The following is a 22,775-nucleotide window of genomic DNA, read 5'->3' on the forward strand; positions in this document are numbered from 1 at the left end:
GGGGTAAAAGCCGATGATTTTTTAAAGGCTAGAACGAGATACGTCCTGCGAACTGGATTAGTCGAGGATTATTGATCTGGGTGCTAACAACACCATAGTTGGAGCTGCCGACGGAAGTTCCTGGATCGCCAAACTGCACACGGTTGAAGAGATTGAAGACCTCGGTCTTGAAGGTAAAGCTCACCCTCTCTGTAATCGGGATAGACTTGCCCAGGGTGAAGTCCCAGTTTGCAACGCCGTGATCTCGCAATGTGCTATCCGTCCGGCTTTCATTGCCGAACGTAAAGGCGGGCGGTGCAGCAAATGCATCGGTATTGAACCACTTTGTCAGACGGCTCTGAGCCGATCCATCGATCTTTTTATTGGCGCCGGGAATAACGTTAGGGCGAGATCCTCCCCCCTGCGAGCCGGTCTGATTGGTGGCTGTCGTCAGGGCCAATGGGAAACCAGTCTGCAGTGTGGTGATTCCATTGACGGACCAGCCGCCGATGATGCGATTCATCACTGGACCGATATTCCCCAAAAAGCGCTTATTCGTTCCGAAGGGAAGATCAAGCACATAACTGACGACAAATCGGTGTCGTACATCATAGGTCGCCAGGGACTTCTCTGCCGCGAGGTTGTACCAGTTCTGAACGCCAGCAGCGCCATGGGTCTCAAGCCAGCTCGTCAACGTGTCAGTGTTGCTCATGAGCTTGGCCCATGTATATGAGGCTGAGATGACCCCTCCGGCTTTGAACCGATCGATAAAGCGAGCCTGGAGGGAAGACCAGCTTGAAGCACCTTTGCCGGATCCGGATGTGTCCTGAAAGGAAAGAAACTGTGGATACGGACGGAGGAGTTGCGCACGGGCCACAGTCGGGTTGGCTAGAGTACCAGATGAGATTCTGCCGTAAAAGGGGTTGGCAACCTGCGCATTGAGTGCCGAACCCTGAGCCATCTGGCTTTCCGTAAGCTGATTGAGTTGGAAAGTCGAGTACGAGAGGTGACTTCCCTTCGATCCTGCATATCCGATATCGACTGCCATTGCATCCGTCAGCTGTCTTTGGATCTCCGCGTTCCATTGCTGCGCATAACCGAACGGCTGCGAAGGCACCGGCGAAGATATGCTCTGTCCTTCAAAGATGCCTAATTGAGCGGGATTATGTCCGATGGGTGGGATCAGTCCGCCGGGGAACGGATTGCCAAATGTAGCGGCAGGCAGCAGGCTCGTCGTGCCACCCACGGAGGGAACCATCGTAGTCGTTGCGGCGTTCACTGGCGACTGGAAAGCAGACATGCTGTAGTTCACCATGTCGGGTGGAATCCATGAGATTCCGTAGCCGGCTCGGAAAGAGGTCTTCTGATCAAGCGCGTAGGCAATGTTGAGACGCGGAGCGACTGTCTTATAGTGACTTACGATCTGTGTGCGTCCTGGATATAGTGGCGTGTTCACAAGAGCCATCTGGCCCTTAAGATCGGGTAGTCCAACAGCCGCGCCCAGGGGATCTGCGGCGTCGGGCAAGAGAACTGTAAGACGATCGCTCTTTTCTCTTATTCCCTGGTTGTACTCCCATCGCACGCCAGCCGTCACGGTCAGCTTTCGAAGCGTCACGGTGTCCTGAAAATAGGCGGCCGGGTACCATTTGCTTGCGTCCGTAAACCCAATACTGACTGCAGTGCCAGTCGCCGGATTTCCCAGAAAGAAGGAAGCGACGGAGTATCCGGTGTTGGCGACCTGGGACGTAGTCGTGGGATTAATCTGCGCGGTAAAACCCTGATCGAAGCTGAAACTGCCGGCAGCATTGTTGCTCTGTGCGAAGTTCCAATCATTTCGTCGAACTTCACCGCCGAATTTAAGCGTATGTCTTCCCAGAATCTTCGTCAGATTGCCAGACAAGGCGAAATCGTTGGTAATGGATCGATTGTCCACCCCCGAAAAACCAGCTATGCCGGAGATACTAGCTAGTGGGGCCACAGGCAGCGTTACTTGTGATGTGAGTGCTCCCCATGCGGGGCCAAAGAGAGACAGGTCTGTACCAACCTGCTGTGGAGTAAAGCCGTTGCGGGCACGCAGATAGGAGAGACGGAAGTCTGCGACTGTGTGGGGATCGAAGGTATACGTGTCTCCTACAACAAAGTTCTGCGCACCCGTGTAGCTATAAAGTCCGCCAAAGTTAACTTTGAATGGATCGCTGGGAGTGCTGCTTCCAGCCCACCAGGAATACCGTGCGAAGACTCTCTGATTCTCGCTGACAGTCCAGTCACCACGTGCGTTGTATTGGTTGGTGCTGCCGCCCAGCTTAACATTGGTGGCAAAATTATTGACCGGCAGAAAGTTGCTGACTGCACCGGGCTGATTCGGCAAACCAAAATATTTAAAGAATTGTGCCGACGCAACATCAAGCCGGCTCATCGGAATTTTGTTATAGGGAAACGGCTGACGTGGGGTTGTCTGGCCAACGGGACAGGAGGGTGTTCCGGCCACTCCACATGTTGTCTGTGGATCATAGATCTGCACCCCTTTACCAGGCACGCAGACGCCATTGTTATTAAAGGAGGTGCATAATGCGCTGAAGTCGCCGTTGCGCATCGCCTGTGTGGGAACCGTGTTCAGATACGGATTTCCTTTACTGAAGGAGAATCGTTCCCACGAAAAGAAGAAGAAGAGCTTGTCACGCCGAACCGGCCCCCCCAGAGTCACACCGAACTGGTTCTGTGTGAACGCCGGCGTCGGTGTGTTAGTGCGCTTATTGAAAAAGGTGTTGGCGTTGAGTACCCGATTGCGAATGTATTCATAGGCGCTTCCGTGAAACGCGCTCGTGCCCGAACGGGAAGCCATATTAACGACACCGCCAGCAAAACGGCCGAATTCGGCGCTTACAGCATTGCTATCGACTCGAAACTCCTGGATCGCATCCTGGGTCGGCACCAGGGCGGGACTGTTGATATAGATCGTATTCAATGGAACGCCGTCCAGATAAAAGGCGCTCTGATTCGACATACCGCCACCGATTTGATAATTGCCGAAACCAGTATTGTTTGTGTAGGTTCCACCTGCCTGATTGCCGAGTGGATTACCGCCGGTAGAGCCCTGTGGGACAACGCCCGGAGCAAGAATCAGCAAGTTGAAAACATTGCGGCCACTAAGAGGCATCTCCTGCACCTGCTTCCCCTCTACCAGTTGCCCAAGTGCGCCTGGCTGAGTCTCAATAATCGGCGCCGATGTGTCTACATCAACAGTTTGACTGATATCACCGACTGCGAGCGTTGCATCCAGCCGAAGGGCGGCCTGCACAACCACCGTGATCGACTGTCTCCTTTGCCGACGGAACCCGCTTTTCTCGAAATCGAGACTGTAGTCTCCCGGAATGATGTTGACGAATTGATAGCTGCCGCTTGTATTCGTCAACGCGTTCCGCTTCTCGCCCGTACCCGTATTTGTCAGAGTGACGGAAGCATCAGATATTATCGCTCCACTACCATCGGTAACCGTTCCGATGATCGTGCCATAGGTGCTCTGGGCTTGCGCAGGCAGACTCAACAGGAAAAATGCAAAAAGAATGCATCCGGCCAGAGATTTAGTAAGACTGCCAAAGAATTGGCGGTGTTTTCCGCGAAAGCTCGAAACAGTTTCGCTATGCGAGACTAGGAAATTCTTGAACATGGACTTACCCTCTGTAAGCGATGCTTGACACACAGGCGCCTCACCCAGGCCCCCACTTTTCCCTGCATGTATGCCGAGAACTATAAGCATTTCAGCGAACTGCTGGCCATAGTCCAATTGGACTATACGAGAACGGTGTAGCATTTCGATTGCCCGGAATGGCGTGTCCCGCCATTCGACCTGATCCGTTGTCTCTGTGATAAAGTCCATGCCACTTAGCATTCTTCGATCACTGCGTATGTTCGCGATTGCATCCATTCTTCTCGGATTGTGTTCCTGCCACGCCCCTATTCCTACTATCGCCGTTATTCCTCCCGTTACTGGAACTCTGCTCTGGGAGACCATGCACGGGGGAGCTGCTGGAGAGGCAAGACGGCATCACCTGCATTTGTACTGGAATGCACCGACAGAAGAAGGTGATACCCAGAAGCAGATCGGCTTTCTGGAACGTGCCCTCAATCGACATTACGCCGGCATCGTTCTCGTTCCCGATGAAACCTTCGCTTTTCGCACCCCTGTTCAGCATGCAATTGATAAATCCATTCCAGTCGTTGTTATCAATAACGAGCTAGGCCTACCTTCGGAACGGTATCTTTCCTATGTATTGAACGATGAAGTAGAAGGAGGCAAACTTGCTGCCCGTCGGGTCGCAGCGATTCTGCATGGCAAGGGGTCAATCGCAATACTAGGTACAAACCCCCACCTTCAAAGTCTTCATAAGCGGGAGCTCAGTCTAGAACGGACACTTGCCACAGAGTTTCCTCAGATTCATATTGCAGTCCGCAAACTTGGAGACATGAGCGTCCCCCACGAACAACAGGCAGCGGAACAGCTTTTCGACGCAGCACATCCCGTGGATGCCATCGTTGCCCTGACAACGACGTCTATGCGGGGTGCCTACTATGCTCGCATTGAGACACAACGCTCCAGGTCGATCCCTATCGTCGGATTCGATCAGGAACGCCTGCCCGCCATCAAAGCGGGCGAGATCGACTCCATCGTGATTCAGAACACTTTCGATATTGGCAGAATCGCCCTGGACAATATCGCTGCGCAGAGAAAGGGTAATCCCGTGGCGGAACGCGTATATGTTAAGCCAATCCTGCTAACCAGGGCCAACTTCGATTCACCGCAGCTAAAGCACATTACGCTCTATCCAATGTTTCCGTGGAGCGAGCAATAGTTCTATGAAGATCTCATCTGGGAAGGCCTCCGCACTCGGAATTATCCTTGCAATCGTAGCCGTCCTGGTTTGCGGAATTTACTACCGGGCTTTCTGTGCTTCCCATCCTTCGATCGCATCTTTCCAGCCAGACAATGTGCAGACATGGACGCCATACGGAGGCTCCTGGAAGATCTTCAACGGCAGCATGCAGAATGACTCCGAGGAACGAGGCGCGAAGCTGATGAACGGCTCCCCGGACTGGAGCGACTATGTCGTCGAAGCAGATATACAGATCCTCGGCCCATATGGCGATGCGGGCCTTCTTCTACGCTCATCCGGCGAAGAAGAAGGCGTGGATGCATATCACGGCTACTATGCTCTACTCCGCAATATGAATGACACTCTTACGATCGGGCGTGCGGACTATGGACTGAATCAGTTCGTCACGGAACCGATCGCTCCTCATATAGGAGAGCAGGAATGGTTTCATCTTAAATTCGTCGCCTACGATTGTGATATCGCCGCAGAAGCCATCTCTTCCTCGTCCAAGGTGAAGACCTATGCTGCCGCTCATGATCCACGATGCATTCACAAGGGCCGTCTCGGTTTGCGCTCCTTTTCAACGAGCGCGAGATGGAAGAACATTCGGGTAGCTCCCGCAACCCGCCAGGATATTGATGAGATCACCCGGCACACCATTCTTGAGAACATTACCTACAGTCCTGATTGGGTCCGAAATGTGCTCCACTTCCCAGCTGCCGATCGCTACATGGCTCCTATCCACCGCGAGGCAGAGCGGCTTCATAGCGACGTCCATATCGATTCCATCGATCATCTATCGCTAATGAATCTTTATGGCCAGCATGTCGTTACAATCCACGGAGTCGTCACGCTTGTTACTCCGGAACTTTACATCCAGGACGGCACTGGCGGCATTCGCGCCCCGGAAGCAATCCTCACTGGCCCTGTGAAGGTGGGAGATCAGGTTGAGGCACAGGGCACGGTTGTCTCAAAAGAAGTTCACCCGGTATTGGAACATGCGACGATCCGCGTTCTGTCATCGAATGTCCCTGTTCCCGCTCTGACTGCGACGGCTTTTGAGCTTGCGGTAGGAAATCACGAAGGTCAGATTGTTGAAGTAGAAGGGATCCTGCAGGATTCGTTTCGCACAGATAAGCGCCTAACTCTTCAGCTAAGCGAAGGCAGTCAGCAGTTTTACGCCATCGCAGATCAAGATGACCTAACCTTCAGAAACTTAAAACTGGAAAATGGCAGCCGCTTACGCCTGCGCGGAGTCGAAACAAAACATATCGGCTATACCAACGACCGGGTAGCGTTCGCTATTTTAATGCCAACCGCCAGCAGCTTCGCGGTTATTGAAGATCCGCCATGGTGGAACAGAAAACATATCGCGATGCTGGGCGGCGCCATTTCAATCTTGATTCTGGCTCTTGTGACGCTTTCTCGTTATCTGCAGAACTGGAAGATTGCATCCGTCCTTGAGGAACGTGAACGTCTTGCTCTTGAAATGCATGACACACTTGCCCAAAGCTTCGCCGGCATCGGCTTTCAGCTGCAGGCCATCCTCGAAGAAACAAAGGCTTCAACTGCGTCGGCAAAGCAGGTGGAGATCGCACTCTGCATGGTTCGTTCCAGCCATGAAGAGGCCAAAAGAAGCATTGCGGCGCTCCGTCCGCGTTTTCTCAATAGTGCTGACGTCGTCGACAATCTTCGTCAGGCCGCGGAAAGGCTCGTCGAAGGCAAATCTGTCAAAATTCATGCTCATATTGAAGGCCCGGTCGATGAGATTCCATTGCGCATCTCCGATGCTCTCTTCCGTATCGGGCAGGAAGCGATCAGCAATGCTGTTCGCCATTCCTATGCACGCGCTATCACCATCTCACTTTCCTTGATTGCCAATCACATCCGCCTCTCCGTCCACGATGACGGTGTCGGCTTCGACATACAACAGAATGATCCCGGGTTTGGAATCCGCGGTATGACCCGGCGTACCGACAATATCGGCGGTAAGATTCAGATCGTCTCTCTACCGAACAACGGAACAACGGTGATCGTTACGGCCGATCTTGCTCCTCACAGCTCTGCTTTTGAACGTCTGCACTCCGCAGCCAGGTTCATCATGGGGGTATGAAACCTTGAAACCAGATGCTCCACCCATTCGTCTGCTTATTGTCGATGACCACCCGGTAGTTCGTATCGGTCTGAGCAGCATGCTCAATATGAGAGGAAAAATTCTTGTCGTTGCCGCGGTCGCCAGCGGCAAAGAGGCTATCTGCTTCCTGGACCAATCGAATGTCGATATCGTTCTCCTCGATCTACGCATGCCAGAGATGAACGGCATCGAAACGCTTAAAGCGATCTGTAAACGCCCGTTCCCTCCGCCGGTGATCGTCCTTTCCAGCTTTGAGTTCGACGAAGAGATATACCAAGCCGTTGAAGCCGGCGCGCAAGGCTATCTCCTCAAAGACATGACAGTAGAAAATATCTTTCTTGCCATTCAACGGGTCAATGCGGGAGGCACCTTCTTTCCTACCCGCATTACAGATCGACTCGACGAACGTAAACATCGTCGCGACCTCAGCACCCGTGAGCTGGAAATTCTGTCGCTCCTGACAAAGGGACTAACAAATAAAGAAATTGGAGGTGCCCTTAGCATAAGCCAGTTCACCGTACGCAACCACATCAAACACATCGCCGCAAAGCTGGATGCGAGCGATCGAACCGAAGCTGCTTTTATCGCAATCCAGTCCGGCATTATTGCCGTTTCTCATTGACACCACTTTCTCTCAGCCGTGCCGCTGTGATTCTTGTCGTGCAGCATATTGTCCTATTGTTGTCGGGCAGTTTCTGATAACCACCTTATGAGCAGATGGAGCATCCTTTATGTCTTCCCTTTATCGATCCTGTGCCGTGGCATTGACAGCGCTCGCCATGAGCCCGATGGCGATGCCGCAGCAGATTCCATCTACTGAAGAGCGGGCCCGCATCGAGGCCGTCTCTGCGGCCGAACGCGACCGCGAACTCAAGCTGCTAAGCATCTCAGCCATGCAGCCGGGGGTTACGGCCTATGACATCGGTAAGCCGGGAAACGCCAATTATGACGAATCAAAGGCAAATCCCTACCCTAAGCTCCCCGACGCCTTCACGCTACAAGACGGAACCAAGGTAAAAACAAAGGCACAGTGGGAGAAGCGTCGGCAGGAGATAAAAACACTGTTTGACAACAATATTTACGGAAGATTCCCTGCCCAAATCCCGGCGGTTTCGTGGAGAGTAGACAGCGTAGAGACGATGACGATCGCGGGCGTCCCTACCGTTGTGAAACACATTGTTGGGCATGTCGATAATTCTTCTTATCCAGCCATCACCGTCGACATCCACGCGGACATCGTCACACCGGCCAGCAAGCGAGGACAGAGAGTCCCGGTCATTATCGGAGGAGGCTCTACTCACCCACGGCCGGTGCGCCCACCAGCTGCACCTGGGCAACAAATTCATTTGACTGCAGCTCCCAGGAACGCGCCCGACGCCGCCGAGATACTGCTCAAACATGGATGGGGCTTCGTCAGCCGCAACTCGAATGAGGTGCAGGCAGACAACGGTGCCGGTCTTACCAGCGGCATCATTGGTCTGGTGAACAAAGGCCAGCCACGCAGTCTGCAGGACTGGGGAGTCCTGCGCGCCTGGGGCTGGGGAGACAGCCGTATTGTCGACTACCTCGATACCGACCCTGATATCGACGCACGAAAGATCGGTATCATGGGCCATTCGCGTGGCGGCAAAGCCGCATTGATAGCCATGGTGGATGACCCACGCATTGCTATCGGCTATATCTCCTCCTCGGGTGCAGGTGGCGTCAACCTGTATCGCCGTAATTATGGTGAGACCATTCACAATCTTGCGGGCAAATCTACCTTCCACTGGTTTGCCGGCAACTTCCTCAGGTATTCCGCAGTTGGTCACACTGTCGACGAACTGCCGGTAGATAGCCACGAGTTCCTCGCATTGGTGGCGCCTCGCCCTATCTTTATTGGAGGCGGAGCACTTATCACCGACCCGCAATACGCACCGGGGGACGCCTGGCAGGACGCACATGGTATGTTTCTCTCCGCAGTCGCGGCGAGTCCCGCCTGGAAATTCTTTGGAGCCACGGGATTGGGTACATCGACATTTCCACCGATAAACACGCTCATCGATTCGGGAGATATTGCCTTCCGCCAACACGAATACGGTCATACTCCCGCTCCCAACTGGCCCTACTTCATCGAGTTCGCAGATCATGAATTTTCGAAGCAGAAGCGGTAGGAGGTAACCCCACGGATCATCTATCCATAGGTTATAAGGATCACCTAAAAATCAAGATCACCGTCACTTTCACTCGGAGACCAAATCCTATGCACCAAATCTCAAGGCGTAAATTTATTGCGCTAACCGCGACTGGCCTCGCGACCGCGTCGCAGGTAATGATGGCGCGTTCCAACGGCGATGTCATTACCGCAGGGCAGATCGTCGATCGCATCAAGAAAGAGATCGGCCCCAACTGGAATGTAGATACAGTTGATACGTTCAAAGCCGGCGATCCGTCTACTGCCGTGACAGGCATCGTCACTACAGCTTTACCCTCGTTGAGGGTAATGGAAGAGGCAGTAAAGTCAGGAGCAAATTTCATCATCACTTGTGAGCCAACCTTTTTCAGCAAGGCTGACAAGCCAACCCCGCCGGTGAGGCGCATGGGGCAGCTTCATCGTGATACCCCTCCAGTGACATCAAATGCTTCGCCCCCACCTGATCCGGTCTTCTCAGCCAAGGATTCATTCATTGAGAAACACAAACTCGTTGTGTGGCGATTTAGTGACCACTGGCGTTTCCACAAACCCGATCCGTTTTCGCAGGGATTGGCCGCCACTCTTGGCTGGTCAAAGTTTATCGACACCAACGATCCGAAGCAGATTACTATCCCCGAAACCTCCCTCGTTGCGCTCGTCTCGCATGTGAAGAAGTCGTTGCATGCTCGCGGGGGCATGCGTATCGTAGGCAATCCTCAACAGCGCATACGCAAAATTGCTCTTCTTCCGGGAACGACTCCGATACAGGCATCGATCGAGGTTCTGCCCGGAGTGGACGCGATTATTGCGGGCGAAGTGCGTGAGTGGGAATCCGTCGAGTACGTGCGCGATACACTGGCGCTTGGAGGGAAAAAGTCACTAACCCTCGTCGGCCGGATCCTCTCCGAGGATCCTGGAATGCAGGTATGCGCGCAGTGGCTAGAAACTATTGTTCCCGAAGTGAAAACCCGGTGGATATCTGCCGGCGATCCATACTGGAGGCCAATCGCATGAGTAACCTGACTGCCGGCGAGATAGTTGCCCGCATTAAGAGCAATCTCGGTATTCCTTGGCGTACTACGACGTACCGCGACACCTTTAAGCTTGGCGGCCCTGACAGCATCGTCAAAGGGATAGCGACAACTATGTTCTGCTCCTATGACGCTATACGGCGTGCCGCCGAGGCAGGCTGCAATATGATCATTCCGCACGAAGATACATATTGGAATGATCATGACGATATATCGATCGTCGACCATGATCCGAGCTATCGGCTCAAGGTGAACTTCATGCGCGATCACAATATTGTCGTCTTCCGCATGCACGATCACATGCACGCGCAGAGGCCCGACTTCACCTATGTCGGTTGTGCACGGGCGCTCGGTCTTGAGAGCAAGTACGAAACTGCTCCACAATCCCACCACTTTACCCTCCCCCCGACAACACTCGGTGAATTGGCAGCCACATTTCAGAAGCGGCTTGGCGATAAGGCATTAAGGGTCGTGGGCGATCCCAATGCCAAGGTGAGCCGTGTTCAGTTGGGTGTTGGGTATGCAACACCACCCATCAATAATCCGGATGTGGACGTCGTCGTTAGTGGAGAACAGCAGGAAAGCGACGGCTTTCTCGATAGCCCCGCATATGTCCTGGATGCTATGACGCTAGGAATCCCCAAAGGCTGGATCATGCTCGGCCACTCCGTATCTGAAGAACAGGGAATGCTTGAAATGGCCCAGTGGATCAAGTCGTTCACGCCCGAGGTTCCGGTTCAACTCATCAGGACAGAAGAACCATTCTGGGTGCCGAGATAATAAACAGCACACGGAACTTGGTTATATCTATCGGCCCATTCTCAACTGGCGGGAACAGTGCGAATCACTCATTGAACGAGGCATGCGTGGCCGGGTCATAGAAATTGGTCCAGAGGCAAACCAAGACATATCTCAACTACACGATAACCAGGTAAGTCACTCATTGATCTCATGGATCTTTTGAATCGTGACGACCTGCGTTCAGTGAAATGTTCTTCCGTCAATCATTTTGACCGGGCGGCATATAATCGCGACATCGGATCAGAACTTAGGCTTGAAACTGCCACGTTGGACAAAAACGTACGATGAAGAAGATCCTTATCTTGCTACTGGCCTGTTTTCTTTCTGCTGCTTCTGTTTCAGCCCAATCAGCATTGATTTCTCACAATAGCAATCTGCGCTCCGGCCCTTCTCCAAGCAGCAGGAATATTCGTTTACTGCCAGCTGGCGCCGCGATCACAATCATCTCCAGGTATCCAAGGTTGGGCTATGTAAGGGTACAGGAGGCTAAAGATGGAGAGACCGGGTGGGTTTGGGAAAGAAACGTCACCGGAGGAAAAGCACAAGAAAGTATATTGTCGCCGCCGCTTGACGTCCTGCCGAAGGAGGTTCCTGGTCATAAAGTTGGCGAGCCTGGTGTTTATCCCATACTTCAATTGACGCCCGGAAGAGAAGATCCGACTGTCACTCAAAGCAATCTCGCAAAGAACATCTGTAACAAGGCGTGGACTACCGATTCGGTGCGGCCCGCTACGTCCGTCACAAGCAAGATCAAGCATGACACGATGAAAGACTACGGATTCACAGACGCAGCCAACCACTACGAACTTGATCACCTTCTCTCTTTACAGAACGGCGGCTGCCCGGATTGCAAAGAAAATCTCTGGCCCGAGGCTTACGGAGACCAAAAGCATCCGATGACACAGATCCAGCGATCTGCATGGAACAAGAAGAATCCGGGATCTGCTGAGATCCTTGCAGGCGCCTTGGAAAAAGACCTGGTCGAAAATCATATTCACGATGAAATCTGCATCGGTTTTCCAAGCGCAAAGATGAGTAGCTACGCCAAGAGATACCCCGCATTAGTTTCGATAACGCTTAGGCGCGGACAAGAAATCCTTGCCACGGATTGGTACGCATGCTACCTAAACATCATGAATGGCAATCAACCGTGTGAATGACAGCGGGGCAGTGAGAAAACCACTGCCGAACTGAAGATAATTTGTCAATGGCTCTAAAAAAGGCCGGCGCCGGAGGGCAATCCCCTCTCTAGCCCACACTTTCGAAATCAATGTATACCTCGCACTAAGAGATGACATTGATAGGAGTTCCCGCAAGGAAGGCAGCGACGTTATCAATGGTTGTCTTCATAATGCGTTTTCGTGCATCGAGCGCTGCCCATGCCATGTGCGGTGTAATGATGCAGTTGCGCGCGGTAAGTAAGGGATTGTCTTTAGAAGGCGGTTCGCTGGAGAGAACGTCGAGCGCTGCGCCAGCGATTATGCCACTGTTGAGTGCTGCGGAGAGGTCATCTTCATGGATGAGCGCACCGCGCGCCGTGTTGATAAGAAACGCTGAGGGTTTCATGGTTTCAAGAAGCGCCCGGTTTACGATACCGGTGTTCTCTGGCGTGAGGGCGCAATGAAGCGATACCACGTCAGCTTCTGAGAAGAGCTGCTGAAGCGTGCGGTACTGCTGAGCTAGCTCGGTTCCCGGTGTGCGGGTGTTGTAGATGACACGCATGCCGAAACACTCCGCTATTGCGGCGACACGACGGCCGATCCGCCCAAAGCCTACAATGCCCAGGGTCTTGTCGTAGAGCTCAACCTGCGAGGAGTTCCAGAAAGACCAGTCTTTTGATGTTGCCCAGGCACCCGACCGTACGGCATTCGAGTGGCCCCCGATGTGGTGACAAAGTTCAAGCATGAGGCCCATGACAAACTGCGCCACGGTATTCGTTCCATAATCCGGAACGTTCGAGACGATGATGCCTTTCTCTCTGGCTGCTGCGATATCGACAATGTTGTAGCCGGTGGCAAGCACTGATATGAACTTTAAGCGAGAGGCGCCCTCGATAATGTCGCGAGGCAGAGGCGTCTTATTGGTGAGGAGAATGTCGGCCTCGGCGACTCGCTCCCGGACCTGAGAAGGCGTGGAGCGATCATAGACGCACACCTCGCCCAGTTTTTCGAGCATAGTCCATGGATTATCGCCGGGGTTGAGAGTATGTCCATCGAGCACAACGATCGTCATAAGGGTATTTTGATACATCTCCCATAAAACCGCCGCTGGGAGATGAGGTTTCGCGCTGGTTCTAGTAGAAAGTGCTTTGCTCGCGTGGCTTCTCTTTAATACCTAAAGACTCAAGAAGTGATTTGGCACCGATTTTCATCAGTCCGAGTTCAGTGACAGACTGAAAAAACTGGAAGCCCTGCGCGTGGAAGCGTTCCACTTCTTCGGCGCTGCCGGCAGGTCGACCCAGCCATTTGCCGTTCCGCTTAGCGGCAGAGACGATCTTTGCGATCGCTTGATTGAGCACCGGATCATCTTGTCGGCCACGTAAACCCAGCGAGAAGGAAAGATCGCTGACGCCGATGAAAAGGACGTCGATGCCGGGAGTAGCGGCAATCTCTTCAATCTGCTCAACGCCAGACGCCTCTTCGATGACACAGACAACGAGGACATTCGCGTCTGCGGAGTCGTAGTAGCTTCCAGAGGCTGGCCAGGTGGTAACGGCAAGTCCCGCACCGGAGCCGCGACGACCGAATGGGGGATAGTGGCATCCCTGCGCGGCGATGCGGGCGCGTTCTACGGTCGAGACAAAGGGAAAGATCACTCCTTGCACGCCCTGATCGAGTGCGCGCTTGGCCAGCCAAAGCTCTGCCCACGGGACCCGGGCAAAGACAGGCGCAGAAAGTCCACGGGTAGCAAGTACCAGGGTACGCAAGGATTCGAGAGAGAGAGGCGAGTGCTCCATCTCGCACCACAGAAAGTGGAAGCCCAGCGTGGCAGCGTATGCGCCGGTCTCGACGTTGTTCGAGGTCACGGTCATGCCGATCACGTAGTCTCCTGCCTTGAGGCGCTCGCGAACGACGCTCCAGGTATCAGGCGAAGAGGGATGACGATCGGCAGCATACTCTTCCGGCATCGTCAGGCCTCCTTTTTCATGACAGGCTTCAGCATCACTTCGGCTACCTGGCAGCCGCGACCGTTGCCGCCTAAGCCTGCCTCGCGCGTCCATGTGAGGAGAAGCTCTCCTGAAGCAGTCGCTGCACGCGGCAGAGTAAAAGCCTGCGGTGCAGGAGGCCACGGGCGCATCTGAAGCGGATGAATCTCGATCGAGTCATTGGCGACGAGGCGTGTTTTAACACCACGCGAGTCTCCCGAGACGACCACCTGAAGAGTGTAGTCCACATCGGGATCGAGGCCGGTGTAATGCATCTTCAGCGGAGCCTCGTAAAGGCTCTCTGCCCAATGCTTCCATGCCATGGGAGCATTGGCCCCGAAGTGGTCAGGGTAGCTGGTTCCGACGTGAGGCGAACGGCGAAAATCGAAATCACCCTCAGCGTTTTCGATGACAAGGTGTGGACGGTTCGTGACATTACCAAGCTCATCATAAAAGCCGCCAGGCCCCGGATTGGTGCGGTTGAGCAGAGCACGAATGGCCTCGACCTTCTCTTCCTGATCTTCGATAGAGCTCATCTTACGAAGCTGCTTGAGGAAGTAAGGGCCATCAGAGACAGGATGATCGATCGTGTCGAGTGGGGCTCCACGGTCAACGGCTTCTCCTTGGAAACGCTCAACGGCGAGTTGCTGATGAATGCTTTGCAACAGCGCGTAGCCCAGCTCGCTGATACGTGTGCGAATAGCTGGTGCGACTTGTGTTGTAGAACACTTGCGTAAAATCTCGATGGCTTCGTCGATGAGATTCTGCGGATCGATGCCGTTGGCGGGCTCCTGTGCCGGCTTGGCGCCTATGCCCCAGGGTACGGAGGCAAAACCGAAGTCTTCGATACGGCCAAGAACGCTCTGTGCACGGACAAGCTCTCCAGACTCAAAGAGCAGACGCTTGCGCACGTATGCATCGCAGCAGGCGCGAAACATCGCTTGTTGCCAACGCCAGTTCTCAAGCACGAAGGGTGACGCATTTCTCTCCATGGCGAGAAACTTCGACAGCGTGATGTCTACGAGTTCGTTAGCGGCGAGCGGTCCCTGCCAATTGTGCTCAAGATCGAGCAGCCCTTGCGCATAGGCAGAACCGTCATGTGCGCCAATGATGTAATTCCCGAAATCGCGCAAAGCGCCGGGAACCGGGGTTTTCGGATCCCAGGAGAGGAGGCTCCAGACAAATTTATTGACGTCGTCGTTGACACCCTCCGAATAGCTGACGAAGCCGACTGTCCCCTTCAATTCCGAACGTAAAATAGCAGCTTCGGCCTCAGGACGGGGGTTGATGATCTCGCGACCTTCGGTGAGAGCATAGGCGAGGTCCCAGTTATTGATGGAGTACTGCGACTGAATGCTGTGTGTGATATCGGGGTAGAAGCGAATGGGATATTTTGCAGGCAGCGCCTTGCGCAGTTCGCTGATGGACAAACGGTTCTGAGGACCAAAGACGATGCCATCGAGCCACGATTGCGTATGCGGGTCGGCAGCCATCTTGAGGAATTCGGCAGTCCATTCGGCGTTAAAAGATTGCGGCGACATCCACATCTGAAGCTTCGGATGCGTCTTGCGCAGGCTGGCCTTTTGCTTTTCGAGCAGCGCCAGCATGTTCTTCGGTTCGGTATGCCCGGGGTCGCCACCAGGAACGAAGACAATATCCACACGAGGAAGATCGTGCAATACAGCGGCCCAGTTGCGGATTTCGTCTTCGACGGTCTTTGGATCGCCGTAGTCCTTGGCCATGGCCGGGTACCAGACAGAGACATCGAGATCGTACTTGTCGCAGATGCGCGACATTTCGATCATCATCTGCTGTGGCGGAATGGGAAAGTGCGGACTGTCGGGCAGATCGTCGGAGATTGGAGGCAACAGTTCAATGGTGTTGGTGCCAAAGATGGCCAGTTCGCGGATGTACTGATCCCACATTTCGACAGTCAACGCATCGTAGGCGTTGGTCTTGGGACGGTAGCCCAACTGATGGCCGCGTACAGCGTAGTGCGGGGAGCTGCTGAGATTCATCGCTTTGATATCGCCCATTACAGAACGGCGGGTGAGACGAAGCATTCGCAGCACGCGTCCTGCGCCAAAGATCAAGCCGCGCTCATCGCTTCCGCATACTGCGATCCATGAGCGAGCACCTTCACCGCCGGAGGCGATGGCATACGACTCTGCAGGCAGCTTCGCGGCCTTAGTGCCAACACCGGAGACTACAGAACCGAGGCTATGCCAGTTAGAACGCGTGCCGAGATAGATCTTTACGGCTCCAGCGCTGTCGTTTCCTTGCGTCCAGGAGACTCCGCAGCGCTTCATGATCTCATCGACGACCATCTCGGCAGCGACGGTCTCGCGCTTCGATGGCGAAGCCGGAATGATGATGGTGGAATGATTCAGATCAGTAAGACCTGTATCGAGAGCGTGCAGCATACTGCTGCGTACCATGCAGGAGGCGGCGACAGAAGCCGCCGTTCCTCGCAAAAATGTTCTACGCTTCATCTCTTTTCTTTCTCCTAAAATGCTTACCAGTGGAAACGCAGCGCAAACTGCGTCTGACGTGCTGTGGCTCCAGTGGCCAATGACGAAATCTTTCCCGCTGCGGCCGAACCAATGCTGTTGTTGGGAAAGCCAAAGTTCGCCGTGTTGAAAAGGTTGAAGAATTCTGCGCGGAACTGCATTCCAAGTGATTCGTAAATGTGGAAGTCCTTGTGCAGACCGGCATCGATCGTCTGGTAACTCGGCCCGATCAGAATATTGCGCCTCGTATTGCCAAACGTGTACTGCGCCGGATTCACGAAGCAACCGGTGTCATAGTACGCGCTCAAAGTTCTCTGGCTGCCGGATTTATTGCCATTGCAGATGCGATCGGGCCGAAGGAATGTGCCGGTGTTGAGCGAGGCGTTGGAAGACATGGAGACGGAAAACGGAGCACCACTCTGTAACGTAACGATGCCGGTAAGATCCCATCCACCAATCAATCCATCAACGACACCATTAACGCTTCCGCCATACTGACGTCCGCGGCCAAATGGAAGCTGATAGATAGGACTGAAGGTAAAGCGATGGCGATGGTCGAAGTCTGACAGACCATAATCGGCAGAAAGATTACGCGGATTCTGGATGTTGATGCGCGATTCGCTGGACGATGAGTTACCACCGGATCCCTCATCGATACTACGGCTCCAGGTATAGGCGGCGAGGTACTGCAAGCCATGCCATGCTCGCTGTTCAGCAGAAAGCTGAAGAGCGTTATAACTGGAAACACCGCGGTTTTCCCAGGACTGAATCGTCGAGTAAGCCGGGTATGGCGAATTTGCCTGAACACTTCCGGGGCCGGGAATGGGAACATTCTCATTAAGAGCTATTCCAAGATGCGTCCCCTTCGATCCAACGTATGATCCGCGCACAACCAGGGCGTTCATAACCTGATGCTCAAGGGTTAGATTCCACTGGTTCACATAAGGAGTTGGGTTTTGGAGTGGAAAGTAGACGACAACCGGAACGTTAGTCGCCGAAGGTGAGAGCGGAATCCCGACGGATGTGCTGAGGCAGGGTACAGCAGAGGAACAGGCTGTGCTGAAGGTCTGAGCGAAGGGATAGTTCAGAAAGAGACGCGCAGAAGATCCGGTGCCCTGCTCATTGAAGAAATAAGCTCCAAACGCAGATCGAATGACCGTTTTATCGCCGACCTTATAGGCAAGGCTGACTCGGGGAGTGAAGTTGAGCTTCCGTGTCTGGATGATCCCCCTGCTGTAACCACCCCGATTGGCAATGACCACCTTGCCCGTAGCGCCGGCTACGGCAGAGATTGCACCTCCATCCGGCACGAAGTTTGACTGGCGATCCTTGCGGTCGATCGGGGCGGAAAACAAGTCATATCGAACTCCAAGTACCGCTGTCAGCCTGGGCGTAATACGCCATGTATCCTGCGCGTACGTTCCAAAATCCGTATAGCTGACGTAGGGCATGCCACTCGGCAAAATGGACTTCGTCGAGCTTACCGGCAGTCCCAGCATGAAATCTGCAAAACCCGACCCTCCCGATGACGATCCGTTATTCGTGTAGGCGCCTGTAAAGCTCAGTGCTCCGGAAGGAGCCGACAGCTGATTGAATCCGAAGTTGTTATGCACGCCGCTGAAGCCGAAACGGAATGCATGCGCACCATAGTTGAGCATAACGCTGTCGGAGATCTGAATCGTATTCTGAGGAACAATCTCGGGTTGAAAACTAGCGCTGTAGCCAGTGAAACCAGAGATAGACAGACTCGACATGCCTGCGCCATCCGTGTTCGAAGCTGTATTTGCGCCTTGCAAACCGAGCGCCTGCGCCGTGTTATATCCCTGGTCCAATGGATTTACACGAAGGTCGAAACGTGTATATCCCACGGCCAGTTCATTCACCAATACCGAGGAGAAAACATGCGTTTCCTGCAAGGTCGCCTGCATACTTGGCGCATGATTGATGCGGTTTGCCCCGACTCCGGTGCCGGAAGCAAAGGCCAGCGGGTTGAAGACTCCGTTGATCTTGACTGGGGTCTTGGGAAAACTTACATCGGCAGTACCGCTCGTGAACTGCGCGAACATGCTGTCTTTCGGAGAGATGACGTAGTCAACCCGAGCATCATATTGGCGCTGTTCATTCACCATCAGGTTATTGAAACGGAAATTGTTGGCATTGCCAGGCAGATTTGGCAGAGGCAGGATCTGCAGTAGATTAACCGCCACCGGATCGAATCGCGATGGATCGATCTGGTTGTTCGCGAATGGCGTCCGCCGTTTCGTTGCGGGATTGTACGTCGCAGGATCGTAGATCGTTGCAAAGCCCTGGAAGTTTCCCGCTCGCATGGCTGCAGTGGGCACGCTGGCAGTGCCCGTAGGTGCAGTGTGGGTTATCAATCCCTGGTAATCGACAAAGAAGAACAATTTGTCTCTTTTAATCGGACCACCAAGCGAGGCTCCAAACTGATTCTGCTGAAACGTCGGCTTTGCCGCATCGAAGTATCCACGCGCATCCAGTGCTGAGTTACGGAAGAATTCAAACACCGATCCATGGAACGCATTCGATCCCGAGCGCGTTACGACATTCACGACCGCGCCGCCTGCGGCAAACTGCGCGTCGGAGTTTCCGATCTGAACCTTGAACTCCTGGATGTCTTCCAGGTTGGGAAATACCTTTGCGGTGCCGACGGATTGATCGACGTTCTGAATACCGTTGATCATGTAGAGATTGAAGCTGCCGCGCGCCCCGTTGGCAGTGATGGAGGTACCGGCACGCTGGGTCTCATTGCCACCGCCGGTAGCGCGAACTCCGCCCACGGAACCGGAGTTCACTCCGGGGACGAGAAGAGCGAGTTGTGAGAAGTTGCGGCCATTGAGCGGCAACTGCACCACGGGTTCATGCGAAATGACATTGCCCAGCTCGCCAGATTCAGTGTTCAAAAGTGGAGCACCCGTGGTCACGCTCACCGTCTCGGATACCTCCCCGACTTTGAGTGAGAAATCCTGGTTGAGTACCTGACCGACCTGCAAAGTCAGGCCTTTCGTCATCGCACTTTGAAACCCATTGGACGACACCTTGACCGAGTAGATACCGGGCTTGAGAAAGCCCGCCGAATAGAAACCGGAATCGTTGGTCGTCAGTTTCGTTTCGACATTGGTCTGCTGCTCGACGATATCAATGCCCGCACCGGCGATAACATTCCCTGAAGCATCGGTGACGCGCCCAGAGATAGTGCCAGCAGAGTTAACCTGAGCGGAAGCAACATTGCCGATAACGATGAGTGCGAATACGCAAACTACCCGGCAGCAACGTTTCCAGTTGAAGCCCTGCAGGCGGAAGACTTGATCGAGCTTTGTCGTACTGAGTCGTTGACTGTTCATCGACGTTCCTTTTGCATCGCTGCGGTTGCGTCAGCCCTAAAAAATCTGCCGCCCGCGTGGCCACGGATTTTATTTCGCACGAAACTATACACGCATATGCATATCAATTGTCTACATGAAGAATACAAAATACCTGATTACGCGCCAGGATTTTAGTTCGTGAGTTGCTCAAGGTGTTGTTCTTGCTGAATTTACGACAGGGCTAATTTGGCCTTAAATACTTATAAATAAGCACATATACAGAAATATTTTCCTGCGAAACCCTCGCCGGGTCTTTCCCGAAATTCTTTAGAGATTGTGTACGCGCTGCATACTATATGCCTTCAACAGAAGAGAAAAGAACGGCGATACATTTCTGTGTATGCTGCTCGTGTACAGAAAAATATCGGTATTCTGAAACCTCATGAAAGCCAAAACGAAGTCGAAATCCAGCAAGTCGAACTACACGATCCGCGAGAAGGCCTATCAGTATATCCAGAGCCGCATTGCCTCCGGCAATCTTCCGTCGGGAGGCGCTATCTCAGAGCTTTTGCTTGCTAAGGAGCTTGGAAGCAGCCGTACGCCAGTGCGTGAGGCGATCAGTCAACTGGTCTCTGAAGGCCTGCTGGAACAGACTCCAAATCGCGGCACGATTGTAGTACGGTTGACGCGTGAAGACATCGTCGACCTGTATGAACTACGCGAGGCACTTGAGGTCTACGTCGTTGCAAAGGTCACACGTGAGCAGCTTCCTGCGGAGGACCTTAAACGACTTGAGCAGTTGTCAGACGGCATTCTGTCGCTGGTAGATGAACTCCATGCCACAGGAGAGTCCTATCTCAACGCAGAGCAGATGCAGCGTTTCATCGCCGCAGACCGCGGCTTTCATACCCTGCTCATGGCGTTTTCGTTCAACCCGCGCATACGCAAGATCGTAGATGAAACGAGGCTGCTCATCCGCATCTTCGCAATGCGTCGTGTTGGGTACGACACAGAGAAGCTGCGCGATATTCATGCACAACATGCAGCGATTCTCGCAGCGATTGTGAGTAAGGATCCAGAGTTGGCGATGCGTCGGCTTGCGGAGCACATTCAGATATCAAGGCAGGAGAGACTGGATGAGTTTGACCGCAATCGCCGGGCAAGCACAATCGAACGAAGCTATCTGGACCTAAACCTCTGAAATTCCGGCTTCAAACCATAAAGACGCAACCGGGTTTGCAGGCCCGCGCATACGGCGAAGCCTGCGTGAAGCAAGCAGCGTAAGCAAGCCGATGATGAGATAGATTGCAGCCGTGGCGCTCATGCATGCGCTCATGCCAAACTTTGCCGATCCAACGGCAATGATGACAGGTGCGAGTCCGCCGCCAAGCCATCCAAGCGAATTGGCGATGCCCGCCGCAGTGCCTCGGTTCTGAACCGCGACGACATCATAGATGCCTGCAATGATGTTGGCATCATAAAGTCCTTTGAAGTAGCCGAAGCCTATCATCGCAAATACAAGCACGGGGATCGAAAACGTCCACCCTGTAAGGAAGAGAAAGGGAGCGCCGAACAAAAGACCGATAGCCTGAGCGAGTTGCCGGCCGCCGCCGCGACGGCTTGAAAAGCGATCGGCAAGATAGCCTCCGCAGAGAACACCGAGGAACGATGCAGCCTGCAGGTAGAGGCTGGCGTTGAGGCCCGCCATGGAAAGGCTCATGTGGAATTTGTTATAGAGAAAAGTAGGGAGCCAGGTGAGGAAGACAACCGCCACAAAGTTCGCTCCCATGAAGATGACGATGAGCAGCATGACCATGCGGCTACCGAGGATCTCGCGAAGGGCTTGTCTGGTTGACGCTTTGAATGGCGGGTGACCCGCGACAGCTTCGGACTGTCCACGGCGGGGTTCGCGCAGCAGAAACATGAGAATAATGCCCAGTACAATACCGCAGCCTCCGAAGAAGAGAAAGCTCGAACGCCATCCACTATGTTGGCCGACCAATGCCGAAATAGAACCGCCCGCGATGCTGCCGGCATAGACGGCGGTCTGATGGAATGACATCGCACGCGATCGCGTGGAGGGGCCATGATAATCGCTGATCATCGACATGGCCGCCGGGAAGTAGAAGGCTTCACCAAGGCCACCCAGGGCACGGCACCAGACCATGCTTTGATAGGTATGTGCGATAGCGGTCGCCCCCGTCACGATCGACCAAAAGATAAGGCTGCCGAGAATCAACCATTTGCGCGAGAGCCGATCTGTAATCCATCCGGTGAAAGGGCCGCACAGAGCGTACATCCACATAAAGCAGGAGCCGAGAATGCCAAGCTGCACGTCGGTAAGAATCATCTCGGTCTTAATGAGTGGGAAGAGAGAGAAGATGGCCTGGCGGTCGGCATAATTAAAAAGGAAGACGAACCATAGAAGCCCGATGGTGATCCATTTCGTGCGCGTGTTGGCTTGTGCTGATTGCGACACATCTTCTCCTGTTGTCTTGCCGGTCCGCGTCCAGGCAAGTTGCACCAATCGTTATAGAAGATCGGAAGGGCTGATGTCGACATTTTGCTGCTATTTATGCAGACGAATCGCACTCCCTGCATAAGTAATGATCAGAATCGAGGAACGTAGAGTTCGCATAAGTCATTCCATAACAGTCATTAATAAATGATATGGAATCAGATACGGATGGAAGATCCGGCTCCAGTAGGTGTATTCTTTGTGTCGACACTAATATGATTTGCGTGTATAGTTGCTTCCATTGCAGCGACAAAGATGGCTGAAACTCCTTGCGGCAAGAGGAGACTTCC

Annotated in this window: 14 protein-coding genes; 8 read left to right on the top strand and 6 right to left on the bottom strand. The window is 53.6% G+C overall.

What is annotated here, in order from left to right:
* Positions 1-28 precede the first annotated feature (28 nt).
* Positions 29-3,523 (bottom strand): TonB-dependent receptor, encoded by a 3,495-nt coding sequence (locus GWR55_RS10130; protein ID WP_162402162.1) that lies wholly within the window; start codon positions 3,521-3,523, stop codon positions 29-31.
* Positions 3,524-3,884: 361 nt separating this feature from the next.
* On the opposite strand from GWR55_RS10130, the gene GWR55_RS10135 reads away from it, so the two are divergent.
* From GWR55_RS10135 to GWR55_RS10165, 7 genes are all read left to right on the top strand, one after another.
* Positions 3,885-4,829, top strand: coding sequence for a substrate-binding domain-containing protein (locus GWR55_RS10135; RefSeq protein ID WP_162402163.1), 945 nt, complete (start codon positions 3,885-3,887; stop codon positions 4,827-4,829).
* Positions 4,830-4,833: 4 nt separating this feature from the next.
* Positions 4,834-6,963 (top strand): ATP-binding protein, encoded by a 2,130-nt coding sequence (locus GWR55_RS10140; protein ID WP_162402164.1) that lies wholly within the window; start codon positions 4,834-4,836, stop codon positions 6,961-6,963.
* A 4-nt stretch (positions 6,964-6,967) separates the two neighbouring features.
* Positions 6,968-7,606, top strand: coding sequence for a response regulator transcription factor (locus GWR55_RS10145; protein ID WP_162402165.1), 639 nt, complete (start codon positions 6,968-6,970; stop codon positions 7,604-7,606).
* 109 nt (positions 7,607-7,715) lie between these two features.
* Positions 7,716-9,137, top strand: a complete 1,422-nt coding sequence (locus tag GWR55_RS10150) for a S9 family peptidase (protein WP_162402166.1) — start codon at positions 7,716-7,718, stop codon at positions 9,135-9,137.
* Positions 9,138-9,226: 89 nt separating this feature from the next.
* On the top strand, positions 9,227-10,171 hold the full coding sequence (locus GWR55_RS10155) for a Nif3-like dinuclear metal center hexameric protein (protein WP_162402167.1): 945 nt from the start codon (positions 9,227-9,229) through the stop codon (positions 10,169-10,171).
* A complete protein-coding gene (locus GWR55_RS10160) occupies positions 10,168-10,968 on the top strand; it encodes a Nif3-like dinuclear metal center hexameric protein (protein WP_162402168.1) in 801 nt (266 codons plus the stop codon). The genes GWR55_RS10155 and GWR55_RS10160 overlap by 4 nt, the downstream gene beginning before the upstream one ends.
* 305 nt (positions 10,969-11,273) lie before the next feature.
* A complete protein-coding gene (locus tag GWR55_RS10165) occupies positions 11,274-12,149 on the top strand; it encodes an SH3 domain-containing protein (RefSeq protein ID WP_162402169.1) in 876 nt (291 codons plus the stop codon).
* A gap of 124 nt (positions 12,150-12,273) precedes the next feature.
* Here the strand turns inward: GWR55_RS10165 and GWR55_RS10170 are convergent, their stop codons facing one another.
* From GWR55_RS10170 to GWR55_RS10185, 4 genes are all read right to left on the bottom strand, one after another.
* On the bottom strand, positions 12,274-13,221 hold the full coding sequence (locus tag GWR55_RS10170; RefSeq protein ID WP_162402170.1) for a D-2-hydroxyacid dehydrogenase: 948 nt from the start codon (positions 13,219-13,221) through the stop codon (positions 12,274-12,276).
* 61 nt (positions 13,222-13,282) lie between these two features.
* Complete coding sequence (locus tag GWR55_RS10175) at positions 13,283-14,116, bottom strand: HpcH/HpaI aldolase/citrate lyase family protein (protein WP_162402171.1); 834 nt, start codon at positions 14,114-14,116, stop codon at positions 13,283-13,285.
* 2 nt (positions 14,117-14,118) lie between these two features.
* Positions 14,119-16,626, bottom strand: coding sequence for a hypothetical protein (locus tag GWR55_RS10180; protein WP_162402172.1), 2,508 nt, complete (start codon positions 16,624-16,626; stop codon positions 14,119-14,121).
* Positions 16,627-16,649: 23 nt separating this feature from the next.
* Positions 16,650-20,006: a TonB-dependent receptor gene (locus GWR55_RS10185; protein ID WP_162402173.1), complete on the bottom strand. Its 3,357-nt coding sequence runs from the start codon at positions 20,004-20,006 to the stop codon at positions 16,650-16,652.
* A gap of 403 nt (positions 20,007-20,409) precedes the next feature.
* Between GWR55_RS10185 and GWR55_RS10190 the strand changes: the two genes are divergently transcribed.
* The gene (locus GWR55_RS10190) at positions 20,410-21,168 is read left to right on the top strand and encodes a GntR family transcriptional regulator (protein WP_162402174.1); all 759 of its coding nucleotides are present in this window, start codon (positions 20,410-20,412) and stop codon (positions 21,166-21,168) included.
* Here GWR55_RS10190 and GWR55_RS10195 read toward each other — a convergent pair.
* The gene (locus GWR55_RS10195) at positions 21,157-22,446 is read right to left on the bottom strand and encodes an MFS transporter (RefSeq protein WP_162402175.1); all 1,290 of its coding nucleotides are present in this window, start codon (positions 22,444-22,446) and stop codon (positions 21,157-21,159) included. The two genes, GWR55_RS10190 and GWR55_RS10195, sit on opposite strands and share 12 nt — an antisense overlap.
* Positions 22,447-22,775: the final 329 nt, after the last annotated feature.

It is taken from the genome of Edaphobacter sp. 12200R-103, from assembly GCF_010093025.1.
GTDB lineage: Bacteria > Acidobacteriota > Terriglobia > Terriglobales > Acidobacteriaceae > Edaphobacter.

What these genes read in the sequence shown, in the direction of transcription:
- GWR55_RS10135 (WP_162402163.1), top strand. Translation starts at nt 3,885, where the DNA reads ATGTTCGCGATTGCATCCATTCTTCTCGGATTGTGTTCCTGCCACGCC.
- GWR55_RS10140 (WP_162402164.1), top strand. Translation starts at nt 4,834, where the DNA reads ATGAAGATCTCATCTGGGAAGGCCTCCGCACTCGGAATTATCCTTGCA.
- GWR55_RS10150 (WP_162402166.1), top strand. Translation starts at nt 7,716, where the DNA reads ATGTCTTCCCTTTATCGATCCTGTGCCGTGGCATTGACAGCGCTCGCC.
- GWR55_RS10155 (WP_162402167.1), top strand. Translation starts at nt 9,227, where the DNA reads ATGCACCAAATCTCAAGGCGTAAATTTATTGCGCTAACCGCGACTGGC.
- GWR55_RS10160 (WP_162402168.1), top strand. Translation starts at nt 10,168, where the DNA reads ATGAGTAACCTGACTGCCGGCGAGATAGTTGCCCGCATTAAGAGCAAT.
- GWR55_RS10165 (WP_162402169.1), top strand. Translation starts at nt 11,274, where the DNA reads ATGAAGAAGATCCTTATCTTGCTACTGGCCTGTTTTCTTTCTGCTGCT.
- GWR55_RS10170 (WP_162402170.1), bottom strand. Translation starts at nt 13,221, where the DNA reads ATGACGATCGTTGTGCTCGATGGACATACTCTCAACCCCGGCGATAAT.
- GWR55_RS10175 (WP_162402171.1), bottom strand. Translation starts at nt 14,116, where the DNA reads ATGCCGGAAGAGTATGCTGCCGATCGTCATCCCTCTTCGCCTGATACC.
- GWR55_RS10180 (WP_162402172.1), bottom strand. Translation starts at nt 16,626, where the DNA reads ATGAAGCGTAGAACATTTTTGCGAGGAACGGCGGCTTCTGTCGCCGCC.
- GWR55_RS10185 (WP_162402173.1), bottom strand. Translation starts at nt 20,006, where the DNA reads ATGAACAGTCAACGACTCAGTACGACAAAGCTCGATCAAGTCTTCCGC.
- GWR55_RS10190 (WP_162402174.1), top strand. Translation starts at nt 20,410, where the DNA reads ATGAAAGCCAAAACGAAGTCGAAATCCAGCAAGTCGAACTACACGATC.